We start from the raw sequence: 15,434 nt of genomic DNA, 5'->3' as shown, positions 1-15,434 counted from the left end.
TAAATACATTCAACTTGAAATTCTATAGTTTAAATAATAAAGCACCCGTAGTTTCTTTTGATAAAGCCGTAATTAACGGAATTGCTCCTGACAAAGGATTGTACTTTCCAGAAGAAATTAAACCATTACCTAGTTCTTTTTTTGAGGAAATTGAGAAAAAATCCAATGAAGAAATCGCCTTTACGGCAATTCGACAATTTGTAGAGGAAACTTTACCCGATGATATCTTAAAAGATATCTTGAAAGAAGTACTAGATTTTGAATTTCCGGTTGTAGACATAACCCCTTCAATTGGTACACTAGAACTCTTTCATGGCCCTACAATGGCTTTTAAAGATGTTGGCGCCCGCTTTATGGCACAATGTTTAGGTTATTTTTCAAGGTCCAATAGGCAAGAAGTAACCGTATTGGTTGCTACTTCTGGCGATACTGGTGGTGCCGTTGCAAATGGCTTTCTTGGTGTTGAAGGCGTCAAGGTTGTGATTCTTTATCCGAGTGGTAAAGTTAGTGATATACAAGAACGCCAATTGACTACTTTAGGTCAAAATATAACCGCTTTAGAGGTTGACGGTACTTTTGATGATTGTCAGGCCATGGTTAAAAATGCCTTCTTAGATAAAGATTTGTTGGCACACATGAAACTAACATCGGCCAACTCAATTAATGTGGCACGGTGGTTACCTCAACTTTTTTACTTCCTTTTTGCCTATAAACAAGTAAAAACTAAAGGAAAAGAAATTATTTTTTCTGTGCCTTCTGGTAATTTCGGTAATATCTGTGCAGGTTTGGTTGCACAACGTTTAGGTATGCCGGTTAACCACTTTATTGCGGCTACAAATGTAAACGATACTGTACCGAAGTTCATGTCCACACAAGAATATAAACCAAAACCATCAACAGCAACCATATCAAATGCAATGGATGTTGGCGACCCAAGTAACTTCATTCGTATTCGACATTTATTTCAAGATAATTTCGAAACTTTGAAAAAAAACCTGTCCTCCTACTCTTTTAATGATGAACAAACAAAAGGAGCGTTAAAGGAAATTTATAATATCAATGGTTATATCGCTGACCCACATGGTGCTGTAGGTTACCTTGGACTTAAAAAATATCAAGAACTTCATCCAAATACATATGGTATATTCTTAGAAACGGCGCACCCCGTAAAATTCTTGGATATCGTGGAAGAAACATTGTCAGAAAAATTAGTAATTCCTTTACAAATACAAAAGGTGGTGGGTAAAACTAAAAAATCAACTAAGATTTCTACTTATGAGAATCTCAAAGAATTTCTTTTGTCTTCTTGATTAGAGGTTATAGTTTACAATATTTTCCCAAATAGCTGTTCTACCAGAATTGCTTCTATTTATTTTCGATAAATTTGTATCGCCGATAAATAAAAAAAAATGAAAAATACTGAGCTTACCAAAACTCATGAATCCCTTGGTGCCAAAATGGTTCCATTTGCTGGATATAATATGCCTGTTTCGTACGAAGGTGTGAATGCCGAACATGAAACGGTACGCAAAGGTGTTGGCGTATTTGACGTTTCTCACATGGGAGAATTTTTAATTTCTGGACCAAATGCCTTAGCATTAATTCAAAAAGTAACTTCTAACGATGCATCTAAATTGATTATTGGTAGAGCACAGTATAGTTGCTTACCAAATGAAACAGGTGGTATAGTTGACGATTTAATTGTTTACCGAATTAAGGATGAACAATATTTATTAGTAGTGAATGCTTCTAATATTGATAAAGATTGGGCTCATATTTCCAATTACAACAATGTGTTTAAAGCGGATATAAAAAATATATCCGAAGGCTATTCCCTATTAGCTATTCAAGGCCCTAAAGCGGTTGAAGCTATGCAGTCATTGACCTCCATAGATTTATCAGCTATAAAATTCTATCATTTCGAAGTAGCAGATTTTGCAGGCATTGAGCATGTAATTATCTCTGCAACAGGATATACTGGTTCTGGCGGATTTGAAATTTACTGCAAGAATGAAGAAGTAAAACAAATTTGGGACAAGGTATTTGAAGCCGGAGCAGATTTTGGTATTAAACCAATCGGACTTGCAGCTCGAGATACCTTACGATTAGAAATGGGATACTGTCTTTATGGGAATGATATAGATGATTCGACTTCACCTTTTGAAGCAGGATTAAGTTGGATTACAAAATTTACAAAAGATTTCGTCAACTCTGAAGCACTTGAAAAAGAAAAACAAAACGGACCTGAACGTAAATTGGTAGCTTTTGAGTTAGATGAACGTGGAATCCCTAGACATGGTTATGATATAGTTGATGGCAATGGTAAAACCATAGGCATAGTTACATCTGGCACAATGTCACCATCAATGGGAACTGGTATTGGCTTGGGATACGTTCCTCCTATTTTTTCAGAAATCGGAAGTAAAATCCATGTTCAAATTCGAAAGAATGCAGTATCGGCTACCGTAGTTAAATTACCCTTTTACAAAACTTAATGGTAGACTTTCAAGTTATACTTAATGGCATTAAAGCTACAGCCGCCAAGGCGGAGGATAGAGGACTATGTGCCACGTATATTCCAGAATTGGCAAAAGTAGATTTGAATAAGTTCGGTATTCATTTAATCAACATGCAGCAACAAAGTTTTTCATCTGGTGATTCAGATGAACAATTTTCAATTCAGAGCATATCCAAAGTCTTTACGCTTTCTATGGCCTTAGGTTTAGTAGGCGAAAATCTTTGGCAACGAGTTGATGTAGAACCTTCTGGGAATCCTTTCAACCATCTATCTCTACTAGAAATGGAGAACGGTATACCTAGAAACCCCTTAATTAACCCGGGAGCTATTGTTGTGGCAGATACCTTGGTATCACTTTTAGAAAATCCAAAAGAGGAGTTTTTAGCATATGTCAGAAATTTAGCCAATGATGATTCTATAAAATATGATGAAGAAGTAGCTCGATCTGAAAAAATGACAGGATTTCGGAATTACGCTGCTGCGAATCTTTTAAAATCCTATAAAAATTTGGTCAATGATGTAGATACCGTTTTAGATTTTTATTTTCATCAATGTTCAATTTCTATGAACTGCGCACAACTTGCAAATGCCTTTTTTATGTTTATTAACCATGGTAAATGCAAAAGGAACAATACTTTTCTTACTACAAGACAGATAAAACGAATAAACTCTTTAATGTTAACCTGTGGTTTTTATGACGAGGCAGGTGAATTTGCTTTTGAAGTTGGTCTACCGGGTAAAAGTGGTATAGGTGGTGGCATTGTTGCAATATTTCCTAATAAATTTTGTGTAGCAACTTGGTCTCCAGGATTAAATGCTAAAGGCAACTCAAAATTGGGAATGTTAGCCTTAGAAAGATTGACAACACAAACAGAACTTTCTATTTTTTGAGTTTGGATAATAATAAAATATTGATTCTTGGTGGTAGCGGCTTCATAGGCAATGCTATTTATAAAGAGCTTTGTAATTATTTTGACACCTATGGCACCTATTGTCACGCTGCAAATTCATTCTCTTCCAATAGACAATTCGTGCATTATAATTTAGAAGAAGACGATATCGTTGAGATATTACAATCAGTGAAACCGCAATTGATAATTTCTGCTTTAAGAGGAAATTTTGCCTCTCTAATAATAGCACACGAGCATATTTTAGAATATGTTACAAAACAAGATTGCAAAATATATTTTATTTCATCAGCGAATGTTTTCGATGCCTATACTAAATATCCATCTTACGAGATGGATAAAACGTTATCAGAAAGTATATATGGCAGACTGAAAATTAGAATTGAAAATATGCTTTTGAAATTACCAAAAGAGAAAATGGCTATCTTAAGAGTCCCCATGGTATTTGGAAATAGTTCTCCAAGAATACGGGATATGAAAAAGGCTATCATCGAAAATGAACCTATTGAAGTATTTCCAAATTTAATTTTAAACGTAACAAATGATGACAAAATAACGCAGCAAATTCATTATCTTATAAATAGAAATAAAACTGGAATTTATCATTTGGGCAGTAATGACCTTACGCATCATGAAGATTTTATAAAGGAAGTTTTAGAACGCGTAGGTAGTTTCAATCCGATATTGAAAAGGGTATATACTACCAATGAAGATCGATATTTGGCAGTACTGCCCAAAACCAATAAATTACCGAAAAATTTACAATTTACATATCAGGATATTATTGATCATCATATCCTTAATTAGAAACAATTATGAAAGAAGTAGAAAAATTTACTGATCAACAAATAGCAGATTATCTTGGTCAATTAGACGGATGGGAATATGTGGATGGAGCTATTGAAACCACTTTCGAGTTTAAAGATTTCAAAGAGGCTTTTTCTGTTATGACACGAATCGCATTTGAATGCGAAGCTCAAAACCACCACCCTGATTGGAGCAATGTTTATAAAACTTTAAATATTCGCTTAAGCACCCATGATGCAAATGGGGTTACCGAAAAAGATTTTGTACTTGCACGAATTATTGAAGATATTGTAGAAAGCGAATAATAACCAAGTCAAATCATACGATAATTGTGTTCAGTGAAGTACTTTAAATGATTTCTGAACATCTCTTGTTTTTGTACATTTGTTTAAAATAATTTACTATGGGAAGAGCTTTTGAGTTTAGAAAAGCACGTAAAATGAAAAGATGGTCAGCAATGTCCAAGGCCTTCACTAGAATTGGCAAGGATATTGTTATGGCCGTAAAAGAAGGCGGACCAGATCCAGATTCCAATTCACGCCTTAGAGCGGTTATACAGAATGCCAAGGCGGTTAACATGCCTAAAGACAATGTTGAACGTGCAATTAAAAGAGCAAGTGACAAGAGTCTCGGAGATTACAAAGAAGTTCTTTTTGAAGGGTATGCACCTCACGGCATTGCTGTTCTAGTGGAAACCGCAACAGACAATAATACAAGAACGGTAGCCAATGTTAGAAGTTATTTTAATAAATGTAATGGCAACTTAGGCACATCGGGTTCTGTGGAATTCATGTTCGACCATACCTGTAATTTTAGAATTCCTGCTGAAGGTATAGATCCTGAAGAATTAGAATTAGAACTGATTGATTTTGGAGCAGAAGAAGTTTTTGTAGATGATGATGGTATTTTAATATACGGCCCATTTGAAAGTTTCGGAGCACTACAAAAAGAATTAGAAAACAGAGAACTTGAAATACTTTCCTCAGGTTTTGAACGAATTCCACAAGTCACCAAAGCATTATCTGAAGAAGATGCTGCTGATGTAGAAAAACTTTTGGAAAAATTAGAAGAAGATGACGACGTACAGAACGTATATCATTCTATGGAAGAATAGATACAATTAGGAAATATCATTAAAAAATTAAAAGTAATTATCTGCTTTTCGAGAATCAGTCCATTAATCATCGGAAAGCGACATTGTTTTTTTTTGCCAGGAGTATAAAAATAATTATAGGTTGTTCTCGCAATTCTCGATTCATCCAAGCTGTAATTGATAAAAAAACAAGAATAATTCATCTAAAAAAAATTATCCCTTTGCTAACTAGATGAAAATCGAAAATTAATGCAATTATAAAAGCCACTCAAATGAGTGGTTTTTATTTGCGATCAATGCACATTTTAAATTATACAATTCTCTATTTTAGTATAGTTCCAATGTAATTAAAATATTGGCAACCATTTCTATTACAATTACTTCCTTATAATTTTTAAAGTTTCCGTTCCATATACAGAAGTCATTTGGATAAAGAACAAACCTCTAGGTATTTCTCCCATATTCAAATTAATATCATTATCCCCTTTCTTTATCGTATATGTTCCAAAATCCTGAAGTTTTTGTCCAATACCATTATACAATGATAATGTGCCATTCATATTTACTGGAGACTCTATATTAACATTTAAATGATCCTTAAATGGCACTGGATAAGCCGTCAGCTCTAGATTGACCGATGCTGTTTTTTTAGGTACTGTCACATTCGGACAAACATCGGCATGAAGTACTACATAGAAATTGCCCGGATTTCCAATATTTACATTTTCGAATGTAAAAGTATTAAAGTCCCCTTCTACCGTATCGCTATAAGGATACTGACCTGGAGCAGTGGTGAACCTACCATTATTAACTGTTGGTAAAATTTCAGTGCCAATATATAATTGGGCGACAGTCATTTTATACCCACTTAAAGTAGAAACTGTTACCTCTACAGCACCATCGATATAAATAACCTCCACATTTCCTACCAGAGCACCATTCGAAATAGTACACTGGCCAGCAGCGGCATATAGATCCATGTTATAGGTACCATTGGTAGACGGGAATACATTTGTCCATCCCCATCGGTTACCACTTACATTGGGTATATCCAAGAAACAAGTTCTAACGTTTTCATCTGAAGATCTGGCAAATGCCGTCTCACATTTGTCAATGGATCCTGTTCCACAGTCATTATCATTTTCAATTATATCCCATTCACAGGTCACATCATTCCAGACTGCAGTCTCTTTACATTCAGTTTCCGGCATTTCAGGCTGTTCGCCAACAATATCCCAACTACAGGTCTGTTCATTCCACTCTGCCATCTCATAACATTCCGTTAGTGGCATCTCGGGTTGTCCATCCACTATGTCCCAGATACATGTAGCTTCGTTCCATACTGCTGTTTCATAACATTCCGTTTCAGGCTCCATTGGCTTTTCGCCAACTATGTCCCAACCGCAGGTCTGCACATTCCATAACGCCATTTCATAACATTCAATCATAGGCTCCAAAGGCTTCTCACCGTTGATTTCCCAGTCGCAGATCTGATCGCTCCAGACCGCAGTTTGGTAACATAATGTCATTGGCATCTCCGGTTGACCGTCCAAAATGTCCCAAGTACAAGTAGTACCGTTCCATTCTGCAGTTTCGTAACATTCCGTAATAGGCTCCAAAGGCTTCTCACCGTTGATTTCCCAGTCGCAGATCTGATCGCTCCAGACCGCAGTTTGGTAACATAATGTCATTGGCATCTCCGGTTGACCGTCCAAAATGTCCCAAGTACAAGTATTACCGTTCCATTCTGCTGTTTCGTAACATTCCGTTACAGGTTGCATCGGCTGTACTCCAGAAATAATCCAACTACATAATTGTTGGTCCCAAACCGCGGTCTGGTAACATTCTGTCATTGGTTTTTCATTTTTTACACAGATATCGTCATCACATGCATCTGGAATTCCATCATTGTCCATGTCCACATGATCATCGCCTTTATCACAGATATCAAAACAATCGGCAATACCATCACCATCTTGGTCAAAGCCTTCATCGATTTGACCATCACCATCGTTATCGAAACCATCACAAACCTCTTGGTTCGGTTGTTTTATGGTTATACTACATTGCGAGGTTGCACCTGTGGCATCTGTAATGGTTACATAATGGGTGCCTGCACTTAGGTTCTCGTTTAACTGCTCCGTTGTACCATAATCCCATTTAAAGCTATGTGGTCTAAACCCACCATTCCCATGAACCTTGGCAGTACCATCTTTGGCACCATATACACTAACGTTCCCATAAAGGTTGATCCAACAGTACAGTTCTTTGGCTATATCTATTAGACTACTGGTCTTACATCCATTAGCATCAGTGACCGTAACGCTGTGAAGACCGTATGTTAAACTTGTTGCTGTTTGGGTGGTCTCACCATTATCCCACAGATAAGTGAGTTGACCTATACCGCCAGTAGGGTATACCGTTGCGACACCATCTTCTGTTTCGTGGTTCGTTGATAGTCTATCCTGCTCAATAGTACTTGTAAATGCATTGCAATTACCTCCAGCAGGTTCTGTTATAGTAACACTGCATTGTGATGTAGCTCCATTGGCGTCCGTAATCGTTACATAATGGACACCACTGGAGCTATATCAAAACTTAAAGGGTCCCCTGCACAAATAGTTACACTATCCGCTTGGTTGCCCTATAAATTAAGGAGTGCAATTTTAATTTAAAATTTGACTACCTATCTCATTTTACCTTTTACCCCTTCATAAAATTGGGCATATGTATTAAAATCTTTCTCCATATTGTTTGTAGGCCATTTTGGTTCGGAAACTTTAATCTCTTTTTTACCAAAATCAAAAGCAACCAAAACAATAGGAACTTCAGCTTGTTTGGCAATATGATAAAAACCTGTTTTCCATTTATCCACTTTTTTTCGGGTGCCTTCTGGTGACAATGCAAGTCTGAATTTTTGCCGTTCTTTAAAGATTTTAGCGATTGCAGAAACCGTATCGCTACTTTTGCCCCTATCTATTGGCGCACCACCTGTCCATTTAAAAAACCAACCGAAAGGAGAATCGAAAAGGCTTTTCTTTCCTATATAATTTATTTCTTCATCCCAAACTTTTCGCACTAATAGACCTAAAACAAAATCCCACCAACTGGTATGTGGCACTACGATAGCTACGAATTTGTCTAAATGAGATGGAAATTCACCGTTAATCGACCACCCCAAAATTTTGAAATAAATAAATTTTGCTAATTTTTGCATATTGTTATTGCACCGATATAATTTTAGATTATCTCAACTGTCTTTATTAGGATTAAAGCTTATGAGATTATATCTTTTGATAGATAGCTTTTAGTTTTTTGACGGTAATTAAAGACTTCCAATTTTCTCCTAATGCATTTTCCCATAAAGGCTCCATCCCCATGGCTACAGAAATCATTGTATCCATTTCAGATTCTGACAATTTAGAACAAATGTTTTTTGGCAATACTATTTGATGATTCTTACGCATTTTATTAAATAATGCAACACCTTGCGGATAAAACTCTTCGAGATATTGAAAAACAAGGCAATTACCTATACCGTGCTTAATTCCTAAAACATATCCTAAACCATAACTCATTGCATGGGCTACACCTACTTGAGAATATGCTATACTCATGCCGCCATGCCAAGATGCCATCATAAGTTTTTCCCTACTTTCAGACCCCGATATATCCTCCAGAAATACTTCTTTACAGAGCTCCAAAGATTTTTCGCCATAGCTTTTACTGAAGGCATTTAAAAATGTTCCATTAAGAGATTCAATACAATGAATAAAACAATCCATACCCGTATAAAACCACTGTTCTTTTGGTACTCCTTTTGTTAATTCTGGGTCTAAAACAACTTGGTCGAATGTGGTGAAATCTGAATTGATGCCCAATTTTTTTTCTGGGCCCAAAAGTACCGTTGTTCTAGAAACTTCAGCACCCGTACCACTAATAGTAGGTATGCCGACATGGTAAATTGATTGTTTTTGCACCAAGTCCCAACCTTGATATTCTGAAGCACTGCCCTTATTAGTCAACATTATAGCAACTGCTTTGGACAAGTCTAATAAAGTACCGCCTCCTATACCAATAATACCTGAAGGCAATTCGGCAAACCTCGCTCTGATCATACTGACCAAAGCATCTACCTGATTTGTTTTTGGCTCTTCCTCCGCAGAGATTAAAATGATTTGATCACAGAATATACTTGGAATTCGATTAATAAGCTCACTACCTTCAAAAACATCATCTACCAAAAATATCATGGGAGCTTCTGAATTCTTCCGTTTTGGCATTAAAATATCACCTAGGGTATTGAAACTACCTTTACCATAGACTACTCTAGGTACCATCGGAAAATTTCGATATTCCTGTGAAGCTTTAGTTGGTATATTCTTCAATGCCATTTCTTTTTTTACTTCGATTGTTATTAAACATATTTAAGAATATCAGTCAACTTAGAAATTGTCATGTAGCCGTTATTCTCAATTGGTTCTTTTACTTCTTCATGTTCCCAAGTAGTATGAAAAGGTACATGTATGGCACGTGCTCCTATCTCTACCAAAGGCAATACATCAGATTTCAAAGAATTACCTATCATTAAAAACTCACCAGGTGATATCTGTAAATGTTCAAGCAAATCACTATAATTTTTTTCCTTTTTATCACTCAACACTTCAACATGATGAAAATATTCAGAAAGTCCGGATCTCTCTAATTTACGTTCTTGATCTAACAAGTCTCCTTTAGTTAAAACAATTAGTCGATACTTATCTTTCAAATTCTTCAATACCTCTTCTACGCCAATTAATAATTCTACAGGTTGCGAAATCATCTCTTTTCCCAAATCCAACAAGGAACTTATTGTTTTTGACGAAACTTCATTATTTGATAAATCTAAGGCACATTCTATCATAGATAACATAAAACCCTTTATTCCATAGCCGTATAAATCAAGATTTTTTATTTCTGTTCGAAATAACTCTTGGTCAATTTTGTTCTTAGTCTCATATTTTTCCAATAAATCTGCAAACTTATTTTCTGTGTCCCTAAAATAAGTTTCATTTACCCACAATGTATCATCGGCATCGAAACCAATAACATTTATTCCATCAAAATTTATTTCCATGCGGCCTGTGCTTTCTTTAAATCCTCTGGTGTATCTATTTCTATCCCTTGAACATGGGTTTCTACCATTTTAATTTTCTTTCCATATTCTAAATAGCGTATGGCTTCAATTTTTTCGGTTGCTTCTAATTGTAGCATTGGTAACCGTTGGAAATCCATCAAAGCACTTTTTCTAAATGCATATATTCCTTTATGCTTAAAATACAATGTATTCGCGTCTTTTGCCCTAGGATAAGGTATTGGTGACCTCGAAAAATACAATGCAAAATTTCTATTATCAACAATAACTTTAACCGTATTTGGATTATTAATCTCCTCTTCATCCGTAATTTTAACCATGAGGGAGGCCAAGTCGATTTCTTTATGAACATCACTTTCAAATACCTTTAATACGCCTTCTAAACTTTCACGATCTGTAAAAGGCTCATCACCTTGTACATTAACAATAATATCAACATCCATGTGCATTACCGCCTCGGCAATACGATCACTACCGCAATCATGTTCTTTTTTACTCATTATTGCCAAACCACCTTCTTTAACTATGGTATCATATATGATTTCACTATCGGTTACTACATAAACCTCATCGAACAATTTGGTTTGTATTGCAGCTTGATAGGTTCGTAAAATGACAGGTTTACCGGCCAAATCTTGCATTAATTTTGCAGGAAATCTCGATGCCGCATATCGTGCAGGAATCATTGCTATTATTTTCAACTAAATCTATTTTATGTTTTTGTTCTTGGACGAATTCTTCTATAAATCCTAAAAATTATTATCAAGATAATAATGACAAGTATCGCGGCGAATATCGGTGCAAAAATAGATGCTGCTGTTACTACCACCGCTGTTCCAGTTTCGATGGATGCATAAATGGGATTTGCCAAACCACCAGTTGTAGCTGTTGACGCCAGCCTACCTGTCGCACCAGCACCTTTAATTACCGTTGCCGTTCCCCCACCTGCAATAATAGCCAATGACCACGTTATTACGGGATCTAAATCTGCAACAGTCGACACCATTACCGCAGTACCTGCCATAGCCGCTAATGGTACTGCAATACTGTCTAATAAATTATCGAACCAAGGAATAAAATAAGCGAATATTTCCAATAAAGTGGCTACACCTAAAGTTAGAACTGCCACCAAACTGCCAATCCATTGCCAGTTTTCGTTTAAGTCCCAAACTCCAAAATAAGATGCTAAACTCAATGCAAATAAGGGTAAAAAAACCCTAAATCCTACTGAAGCGGCTAATCCTATTCCTAAAAATATGCTTAAAACTGTATCGGTTGTCATGCTTACTTCTATATTAGATATAGTAATTTTCCATATCCATAATCACTAAAATAATCTTTTCTTATTCAAGAAAAAAATCGTCTTTAAAGCCGATAAGGTATAATTTATTTTTTGCTCTGGTAACAGCTGTATATAACCATCGTAAATATTCTTTGTCAATACCATTTGGAAGGTAAGGTTGCTCAACAAAAACCGTATTCCATTGCCCTCCTTGTGATTTATGACAGGTTATCGCATAAGAAAATTTAACTTGAAGTCCGTTAAAATATTTATTGTTCTTTACACCTAAAAATTTTTTATACTTAGAATTCTCATGAGCAAAGTCTTTCAGAACTTCTTGGTAAAGCCTATTACCATCTTCATACGATAATGAGGGTGACTCTGCAGCAATTGTATCCAATAACAATACTGTTTCGAAAGGAGCCATATTTGGATAATCTACCATTTTCACTTTTACCTCTGCAAATTTAAACGTGTAGATTTCTTTAATATCAAAAATTTCTAAAATTTCAATAATATCTCCATTGGCAATGAAGCCAGCTTCAGAGCTTGGTTTAAGCCAATAATAATTGTTCTTGACAACCATCATAAAATCGCCCACAGCTATATCATTTTCTAAGAATAATATTCTTTCTCGTATGTTCTGATTATATAGATTCGCTCTTTTATTTGACCTTACTATAAAAGCTGTTTCTTCTTTACCATTTTCTGAATAAGAACTATCGATGGCCTCCTGTATCTCATTACCATCAATTAATCTAACTATATCATCAAATGGGTTTACATCAAACTTAAAGTCATCGAAGAAATCACCTTGCAATTGTTCCCTTAATAAGGTTGCATTTGCTAAAATACCTGAATCGCCGGCTTGCCTAACTACTTCTTCTAATTCTAATCGAACTACTTCTTTATTGTAATTCAATGAAAGTCTATCAGCATCTAATGCTGGACTCAACACTAAATGCACCGGAGGCAATTGTGCCGTATCACCAATCAATAGTAACTTACATTTATGTCCAGAATATACGAACATCATTAAATCGTCTAATAACGAGCCATTTTCGAACAATTTAGAATCGGCTGCGGTATCTGGTATCATTGATGCTTCATCTACAATAAACAAGGTATCTCTATGTTTGTTTGGTGCTAATACGAATTGCACTCCGCCCCCACTTTGTTTTTTTGGGAAATATATTTTTCGGTGTATGGTAAATGCTTGCGTATTTGAGTAATTCGACATTACTTTTGCCGCCCTACCAGTAGGCGCCATAAGCACAGCTTTCTTCTGAACTTTCCAAAGACTGTTCACTAAAGTACCAATTAATGTAGTTTTCCCTGTACCTGCATAACCTTTCAATAAAAAAACTTCATCTTTAATTGAAGACAATGTAAACACTGCTAATTTTTGCAAAGCGACTGATTGTGTGGCAGTTGGTGTATGTGGAAATTTAGTTTCCAGTAAACTATAAAAAGATGCGGGAGTTATTGATTTCATGAGCTCTCAAAGATAAAGATGATTTTTAGGCCAAAAACTTTTACGATTAAAAAAAAATTGTAGATTTGTGAAGACCACTAAATTAAAATAACACATACAAAATGAAGACCATTATACAAATTGTACTTTGGGTTGGGTGTATCGCTTTAGGATACCTAATTTATAATTCCATCACTGGACCAATTAAGTTTAAAGAAGTAAAACAAGAGCGTTATGCTCAAGTAGTAGCTAAATTGAAAGACATTCGAAATTCTCAGGATGCCTACAAAACTGTAAATGGCAAATACGCAAATGACTTTAATAGTCTTATTCGTTTTATAGATACAGGCAAATATGTAATTACACAACAAAGAGATTCTTCTTTCATGGAATTCGATAAAGCTTACGGTATCGATTTATTAAAAGAAGTAAAAATCATTGACACATTAGGATTCATTTCTGTAAAAGATTCTCTTTTCAAAAAAGATTCTAGATATAAAACTCTAATGGATGTCCCTACTGCACCAAACGGTGAAAAGTTTGAAATGAAAGCAGCTTTTGTTGATAAAAGTGGATATAGAGCTCCTGTATTTGAAGCTAAGGTTGCTAAAAATGTAATACTTTATGATCAGCCAAAAGATTTATTGGCACGCGAAAACGCAGCTTTAAGTGTTGAAGAAGTAAACGGACCATCAATTTATGTTGGTTCTTTAGACGAAGTTAGCACGAGCGGTAACTGGCCTCCTATCTATGACAAGAAAAACGATCAATAACCGATTAGATATAGCGGATAAAAATTTTAAGAAATTGTCCATTCAGGTTAGCTTGAATGGACTTTCTTTTTGTGTAGCAGATACTGTTTCACAAAAATTACTCTTTTCCGGTAGTGTCGATTTTTTAGAAGAAAAAAATCCCATTTTGGTTTTAGAGGAATTGAAAAATCTATTTCAAGAACATCAACTCAACCACATGGAATTTGATGAAGTAGTTGTTGTTCATCGAAATACTCTATTTGGCCTAGTACCGAAATCATTATTCAACGCAGATCATCTTTTAGAATATCTTAAATTTAACACTAAGGTTTTAGCTACAGATGTACTTTCTTACGATATAGTTGAAAATCACGAATTGGTAAATGTCTATGTACCCTACATGAACATCAACAATTATATCTATGAGCTTTTTGGAGAGTTCACCTATATGCACAACGGCACAGTTCTTTTGCAGTCATTAATGAATAACCAGGAACAAAATAATGTAACCATATGTTATGTTCATGTAAAAAGGAATCAGTTAGATATTGCTGTACTCAATCAGCGTAAATTGCTGCTATACAATAGTTTTCTTTATGATACTAAAGAAGACTTTGCTTATTATCTACTATTCGTTTTAGAACAGCTTGAATTGGACCCAAAAACTGCAGTGGTAAAACTTTTTGGAGGCATCGAAGAAGATAGCCCTATATTTCAACTATGCTTTTCCTATATTCAAAATATTAGCATATTCGCCCCGTCTTCACCTCAATTAATAAAATTAGGTGAACCTGAATCTAAATCAATAGATTTCACATTAATCAACACCATATAATGCGCATCATTTCAGGAAAACATAAAGGACGAAATTTACAGGCACCAAAAAAATTACCCGTTAGGCCTACAAAAGATATGGCCAAAGAAAGTTTATTCAACATATTGACTAACAGTTATTATTTTCCAGATTTAAAAGTATTAGACCTCTTTGCAGGTACGGGCAATATTAGCTATGAATTCTCATCTAGAGGCGTAAATGATATTCTTGCTGTTGATACCCACTCAGGTTGTATAGAGTTCATTGATAAAACCGTTTCGATTTTAGCTATGAATATTCGCACTTTAAAAAGCGATGTTTTTACTTTTTTACAACGCAATACAGAACAATTCGATATCATTTTTGCTGATCCTTTCTACGATATGGAACTTTCCGATTTCGAGAAATTACCCCGATTAGTTTTTGAAAACGAACTTCTTTTAAAGGATGGGCTCCTAATAATTGAACATTCTAACAGAACTAGTTTAGCTGACCTTCCTTTTTATAAAAATTCTCGAAAATATGGTGGTAGTGTATTTAGCTTTTTTGAAAACCAAGAATCCTAAAGTTTAAATTAAATCTACAAAAACATAAAACACCCTTAGGCTATGCTCAGGGTTAATTCGATTACCCAAATCTTAGATTTAATATC

16 protein-coding genes are annotated in these 15,434 nt (G+C 35.2%); 9 read left to right on the top strand and 7 right to left on the bottom strand.

The genetic code is table 11. The annotated features are described in order from the left end of the window. Nucleotides 1-14: 14 nt before the first annotated feature. The 6 genes from thrC (at nt 15) to AACZ49_RS17020 (ending at nt 5,347) form a co-directional block, all read left to right on the top strand. Nucleotides 15-1,310, top strand: coding sequence for a threonine synthase (thrC, locus tag AACZ49_RS17045; RefSeq protein ID WP_339657303.1), 1,296 nt, complete (start codon nt 15-17; stop codon nt 1,308-1,310). Between the two features lie 99 nt (nt 1,311-1,409). Beyond that, nucleotides 1,410-2,495: a glycine cleavage system aminomethyltransferase GcvT gene (gene gcvT, locus AACZ49_RS17040; RefSeq protein WP_339657302.1), complete on the top strand. Its 1,086-nt coding sequence runs from the start codon at nt 1,410-1,412 to the stop codon at nt 2,493-2,495. Next, nucleotides 2,495-3,409, top strand: coding sequence for a glutaminase (locus tag AACZ49_RS17035; protein ID WP_339657301.1), 915 nt, complete (start codon nt 2,495-2,497; stop codon nt 3,407-3,409). Before gcvT ends, AACZ49_RS17035 begins: the two co-directional genes overlap by 1 nt. 2 nt (nt 3,410-3,411) lie before the next feature. Beyond that, a complete protein-coding gene (locus tag AACZ49_RS17030; protein WP_339657300.1) occupies nt 3,412-4,233 on the top strand; it encodes a sugar nucleotide-binding protein in 822 nt (273 codons plus the stop codon). Nucleotides 4,234-4,241: 8 nt separating this feature from the next. Then, nucleotides 4,242-4,538, top strand: a complete 297-nt coding sequence (locus AACZ49_RS17025; RefSeq protein WP_339657299.1) for a 4a-hydroxytetrahydrobiopterin dehydratase — start codon at nt 4,242-4,244, stop codon at nt 4,536-4,538. Between the two features lie 98 nt (nt 4,539-4,636). Continuing rightward, nucleotides 4,637-5,347, top strand: coding sequence for a YebC/PmpR family DNA-binding transcriptional regulator (locus AACZ49_RS17020; RefSeq protein WP_339657298.1), 711 nt, complete (start codon nt 4,637-4,639; stop codon nt 5,345-5,347). A 356-nt stretch (nt 5,348-5,703) separates the two neighbouring features. Here AACZ49_RS17020 and AACZ49_RS17015 read toward each other — a convergent pair whose 3' ends face one another. The 7 genes from AACZ49_RS17015 to AACZ49_RS16985 all read right to left on the bottom strand — a co-directional run bounded on the left by AACZ49_RS17015 (nt 5,704) and on the right by AACZ49_RS16985 (nt 13,237). After that, nucleotides 5,704-7,242: a T9SS type A sorting domain-containing protein gene (locus AACZ49_RS17015; protein ID WP_339657317.1), complete on the bottom strand. Its 1,539-nt coding sequence runs from the start codon at nt 7,240-7,242 to the stop codon at nt 5,704-5,706. 770 nt (nt 7,243-8,012) lie between these two features. After that, nucleotides 8,013-8,543: a 1-acyl-sn-glycerol-3-phosphate acyltransferase gene (locus AACZ49_RS17010; RefSeq protein WP_339657297.1), complete on the bottom strand. Its 531-nt coding sequence runs from the start codon at nt 8,541-8,543 to the stop codon at nt 8,013-8,015. A gap of 67 nt (nt 8,544-8,610) precedes the next feature. Beyond that, nucleotides 8,611-9,720 carry an iron-containing alcohol dehydrogenase family protein gene (locus tag AACZ49_RS17005; protein WP_339657296.1) on the bottom strand — a complete coding sequence of 370 codons (1,110 nt, stop codon included), beginning with the start codon at nt 9,718-9,720 and terminating at the stop codon, nt 8,611-8,613. Nucleotides 9,721-9,743: 23 nt separating this feature from the next. Continuing rightward, a complete protein-coding gene (locus tag AACZ49_RS17000) occupies nt 9,744-10,442 on the bottom strand; it encodes an HAD family hydrolase (protein ID WP_339657295.1) in 699 nt (232 codons plus the stop codon). After that, nucleotides 10,433-11,146 carry a 3-deoxy-manno-octulosonate cytidylyltransferase gene (gene kdsB, locus AACZ49_RS16995; RefSeq protein WP_339657316.1) on the bottom strand — a complete coding sequence of 238 codons (714 nt, stop codon included), beginning with the start codon at nt 11,144-11,146 and terminating at the stop codon, nt 10,433-10,435. The genes AACZ49_RS17000 and kdsB overlap by 10 nt, the downstream gene beginning before the upstream one ends. A 26-nt stretch (nt 11,147-11,172) precedes the next feature. Beyond that, nucleotides 11,173-11,742, bottom strand: coding sequence for a DUF4126 domain-containing protein (locus AACZ49_RS16990; protein ID WP_339657294.1), 570 nt, complete (start codon nt 11,740-11,742; stop codon nt 11,173-11,175). 61 nt (nt 11,743-11,803) lie between these two features. After that, nucleotides 11,804-13,237: an AAA family ATPase gene (locus AACZ49_RS16985; RefSeq protein WP_339657293.1), complete on the bottom strand. Its 1,434-nt coding sequence runs from the start codon at nt 13,235-13,237 to the stop codon at nt 11,804-11,806. 101 nt (nt 13,238-13,338) lie between these two features. Here AACZ49_RS16985 and AACZ49_RS16980 point away from each other — a divergent pair, with 101 nt between their 5' ends. The 3 genes from AACZ49_RS16980 to AACZ49_RS16970 are packed head-to-tail and all read left to right on the top strand — an operon-like array spanning nt 13,339 to nt 15,348. Further along, a complete protein-coding gene (locus AACZ49_RS16980) occupies nt 13,339-13,989 on the top strand; it encodes a hypothetical protein (protein WP_339657292.1) in 651 nt (216 codons plus the stop codon). Continuing rightward, the gene (locus tag AACZ49_RS16975) at nt 13,967-14,803 is read left to right on the top strand and encodes a DUF3822 family protein (RefSeq protein WP_339657291.1); all 837 of its coding nucleotides are present in this window, start codon (nt 13,967-13,969) and stop codon (nt 14,801-14,803) included. The genes AACZ49_RS16980 and AACZ49_RS16975 overlap by 23 nt, the downstream gene beginning before the upstream one ends. Next, complete coding sequence (locus AACZ49_RS16970) at nt 14,803-15,348, top strand: RsmD family RNA methyltransferase (RefSeq protein WP_339657290.1); 546 nt, start codon at nt 14,803-14,805, stop codon at nt 15,346-15,348. The genes AACZ49_RS16975 and AACZ49_RS16970 overlap by 1 nt, the downstream gene beginning before the upstream one ends. The last annotated feature ends 86 nt before the right edge of the window (nt 15,349-15,434 follow it).

Source organism: uncultured Maribacter sp., from assembly GCF_963975365.1.
In the GTDB taxonomy this organism is placed as follows: Bacteria; Bacteroidota; Bacteroidia; order Flavobacteriales; family Flavobacteriaceae; genus Maribacter.
This window is presented reverse-complemented; position numbering and strand designations above follow the sequence as displayed.

Excerpts from the sequence above, each read along its gene's own strand:
- gcvT (WP_339657302.1), top strand. The coding sequence starts at position 1,410 with ATGAAAAATACTGAGCTTACCAAAACTCATGAATCCCTTGGTGCCAAA.
- AACZ49_RS17035 (WP_339657301.1), top strand. The coding sequence starts at position 2,495 with ATGGTAGACTTTCAAGTTATACTTAATGGCATTAAAGCTACAGCCGCC.
- AACZ49_RS17025 (WP_339657299.1), top strand. The coding sequence starts at position 4,242 with ATGAAAGAAGTAGAAAAATTTACTGATCAACAAATAGCAGATTATCTT.
- AACZ49_RS17020 (WP_339657298.1), top strand. The coding sequence starts at position 4,637 with ATGGGAAGAGCTTTTGAGTTTAGAAAAGCACGTAAAATGAAAAGATGG.
- AACZ49_RS17015 (WP_339657317.1), bottom strand. The coding sequence starts at position 7,242 with ATGGACAATGATGGAATTCCAGATGCATGTGATGACGATATCTGTGTA.
- AACZ49_RS17010 (WP_339657297.1), bottom strand. The coding sequence starts at position 8,543 with ATGCAAAAATTAGCAAAATTTATTTATTTCAAAATTTTGGGGTGGTCG.
- AACZ49_RS17005 (WP_339657296.1), bottom strand. The coding sequence starts at position 9,720 with ATGGCATTGAAGAATATACCAACTAAAGCTTCACAGGAATATCGAAAT.
- AACZ49_RS17000 (WP_339657295.1), bottom strand. The coding sequence starts at position 10,442 with ATGGAAATAAATTTTGATGGAATAAATGTTATTGGTTTCGATGCCGAT.
- kdsB (WP_339657316.1), bottom strand. The coding sequence starts at position 11,146 with ATGATTCCTGCACGATATGCGGCATCGAGATTTCCTGCAAAATTAATG.
- AACZ49_RS16990 (WP_339657294.1), bottom strand. The coding sequence starts at position 11,742 with ATGACAACCGATACAGTTTTAAGCATATTTTTAGGAATAGGATTAGCC.
- AACZ49_RS16985 (WP_339657293.1), bottom strand. The coding sequence starts at position 13,237 with ATGAAATCAATAACTCCCGCATCTTTTTATAGTTTACTGGAAACTAAA.
- AACZ49_RS16980 (WP_339657292.1), top strand. The coding sequence starts at position 13,339 with ATGAAGACCATTATACAAATTGTACTTTGGGTTGGGTGTATCGCTTTA.
- AACZ49_RS16975 (WP_339657291.1), top strand. The coding sequence starts at position 13,967 with ATGACAAGAAAAACGATCAATAACCGATTAGATATAGCGGATAAAAAT.
- AACZ49_RS16970 (WP_339657290.1), top strand. The coding sequence starts at position 14,803 with ATGCGCATCATTTCAGGAAAACATAAAGGACGAAATTTACAGGCACCA.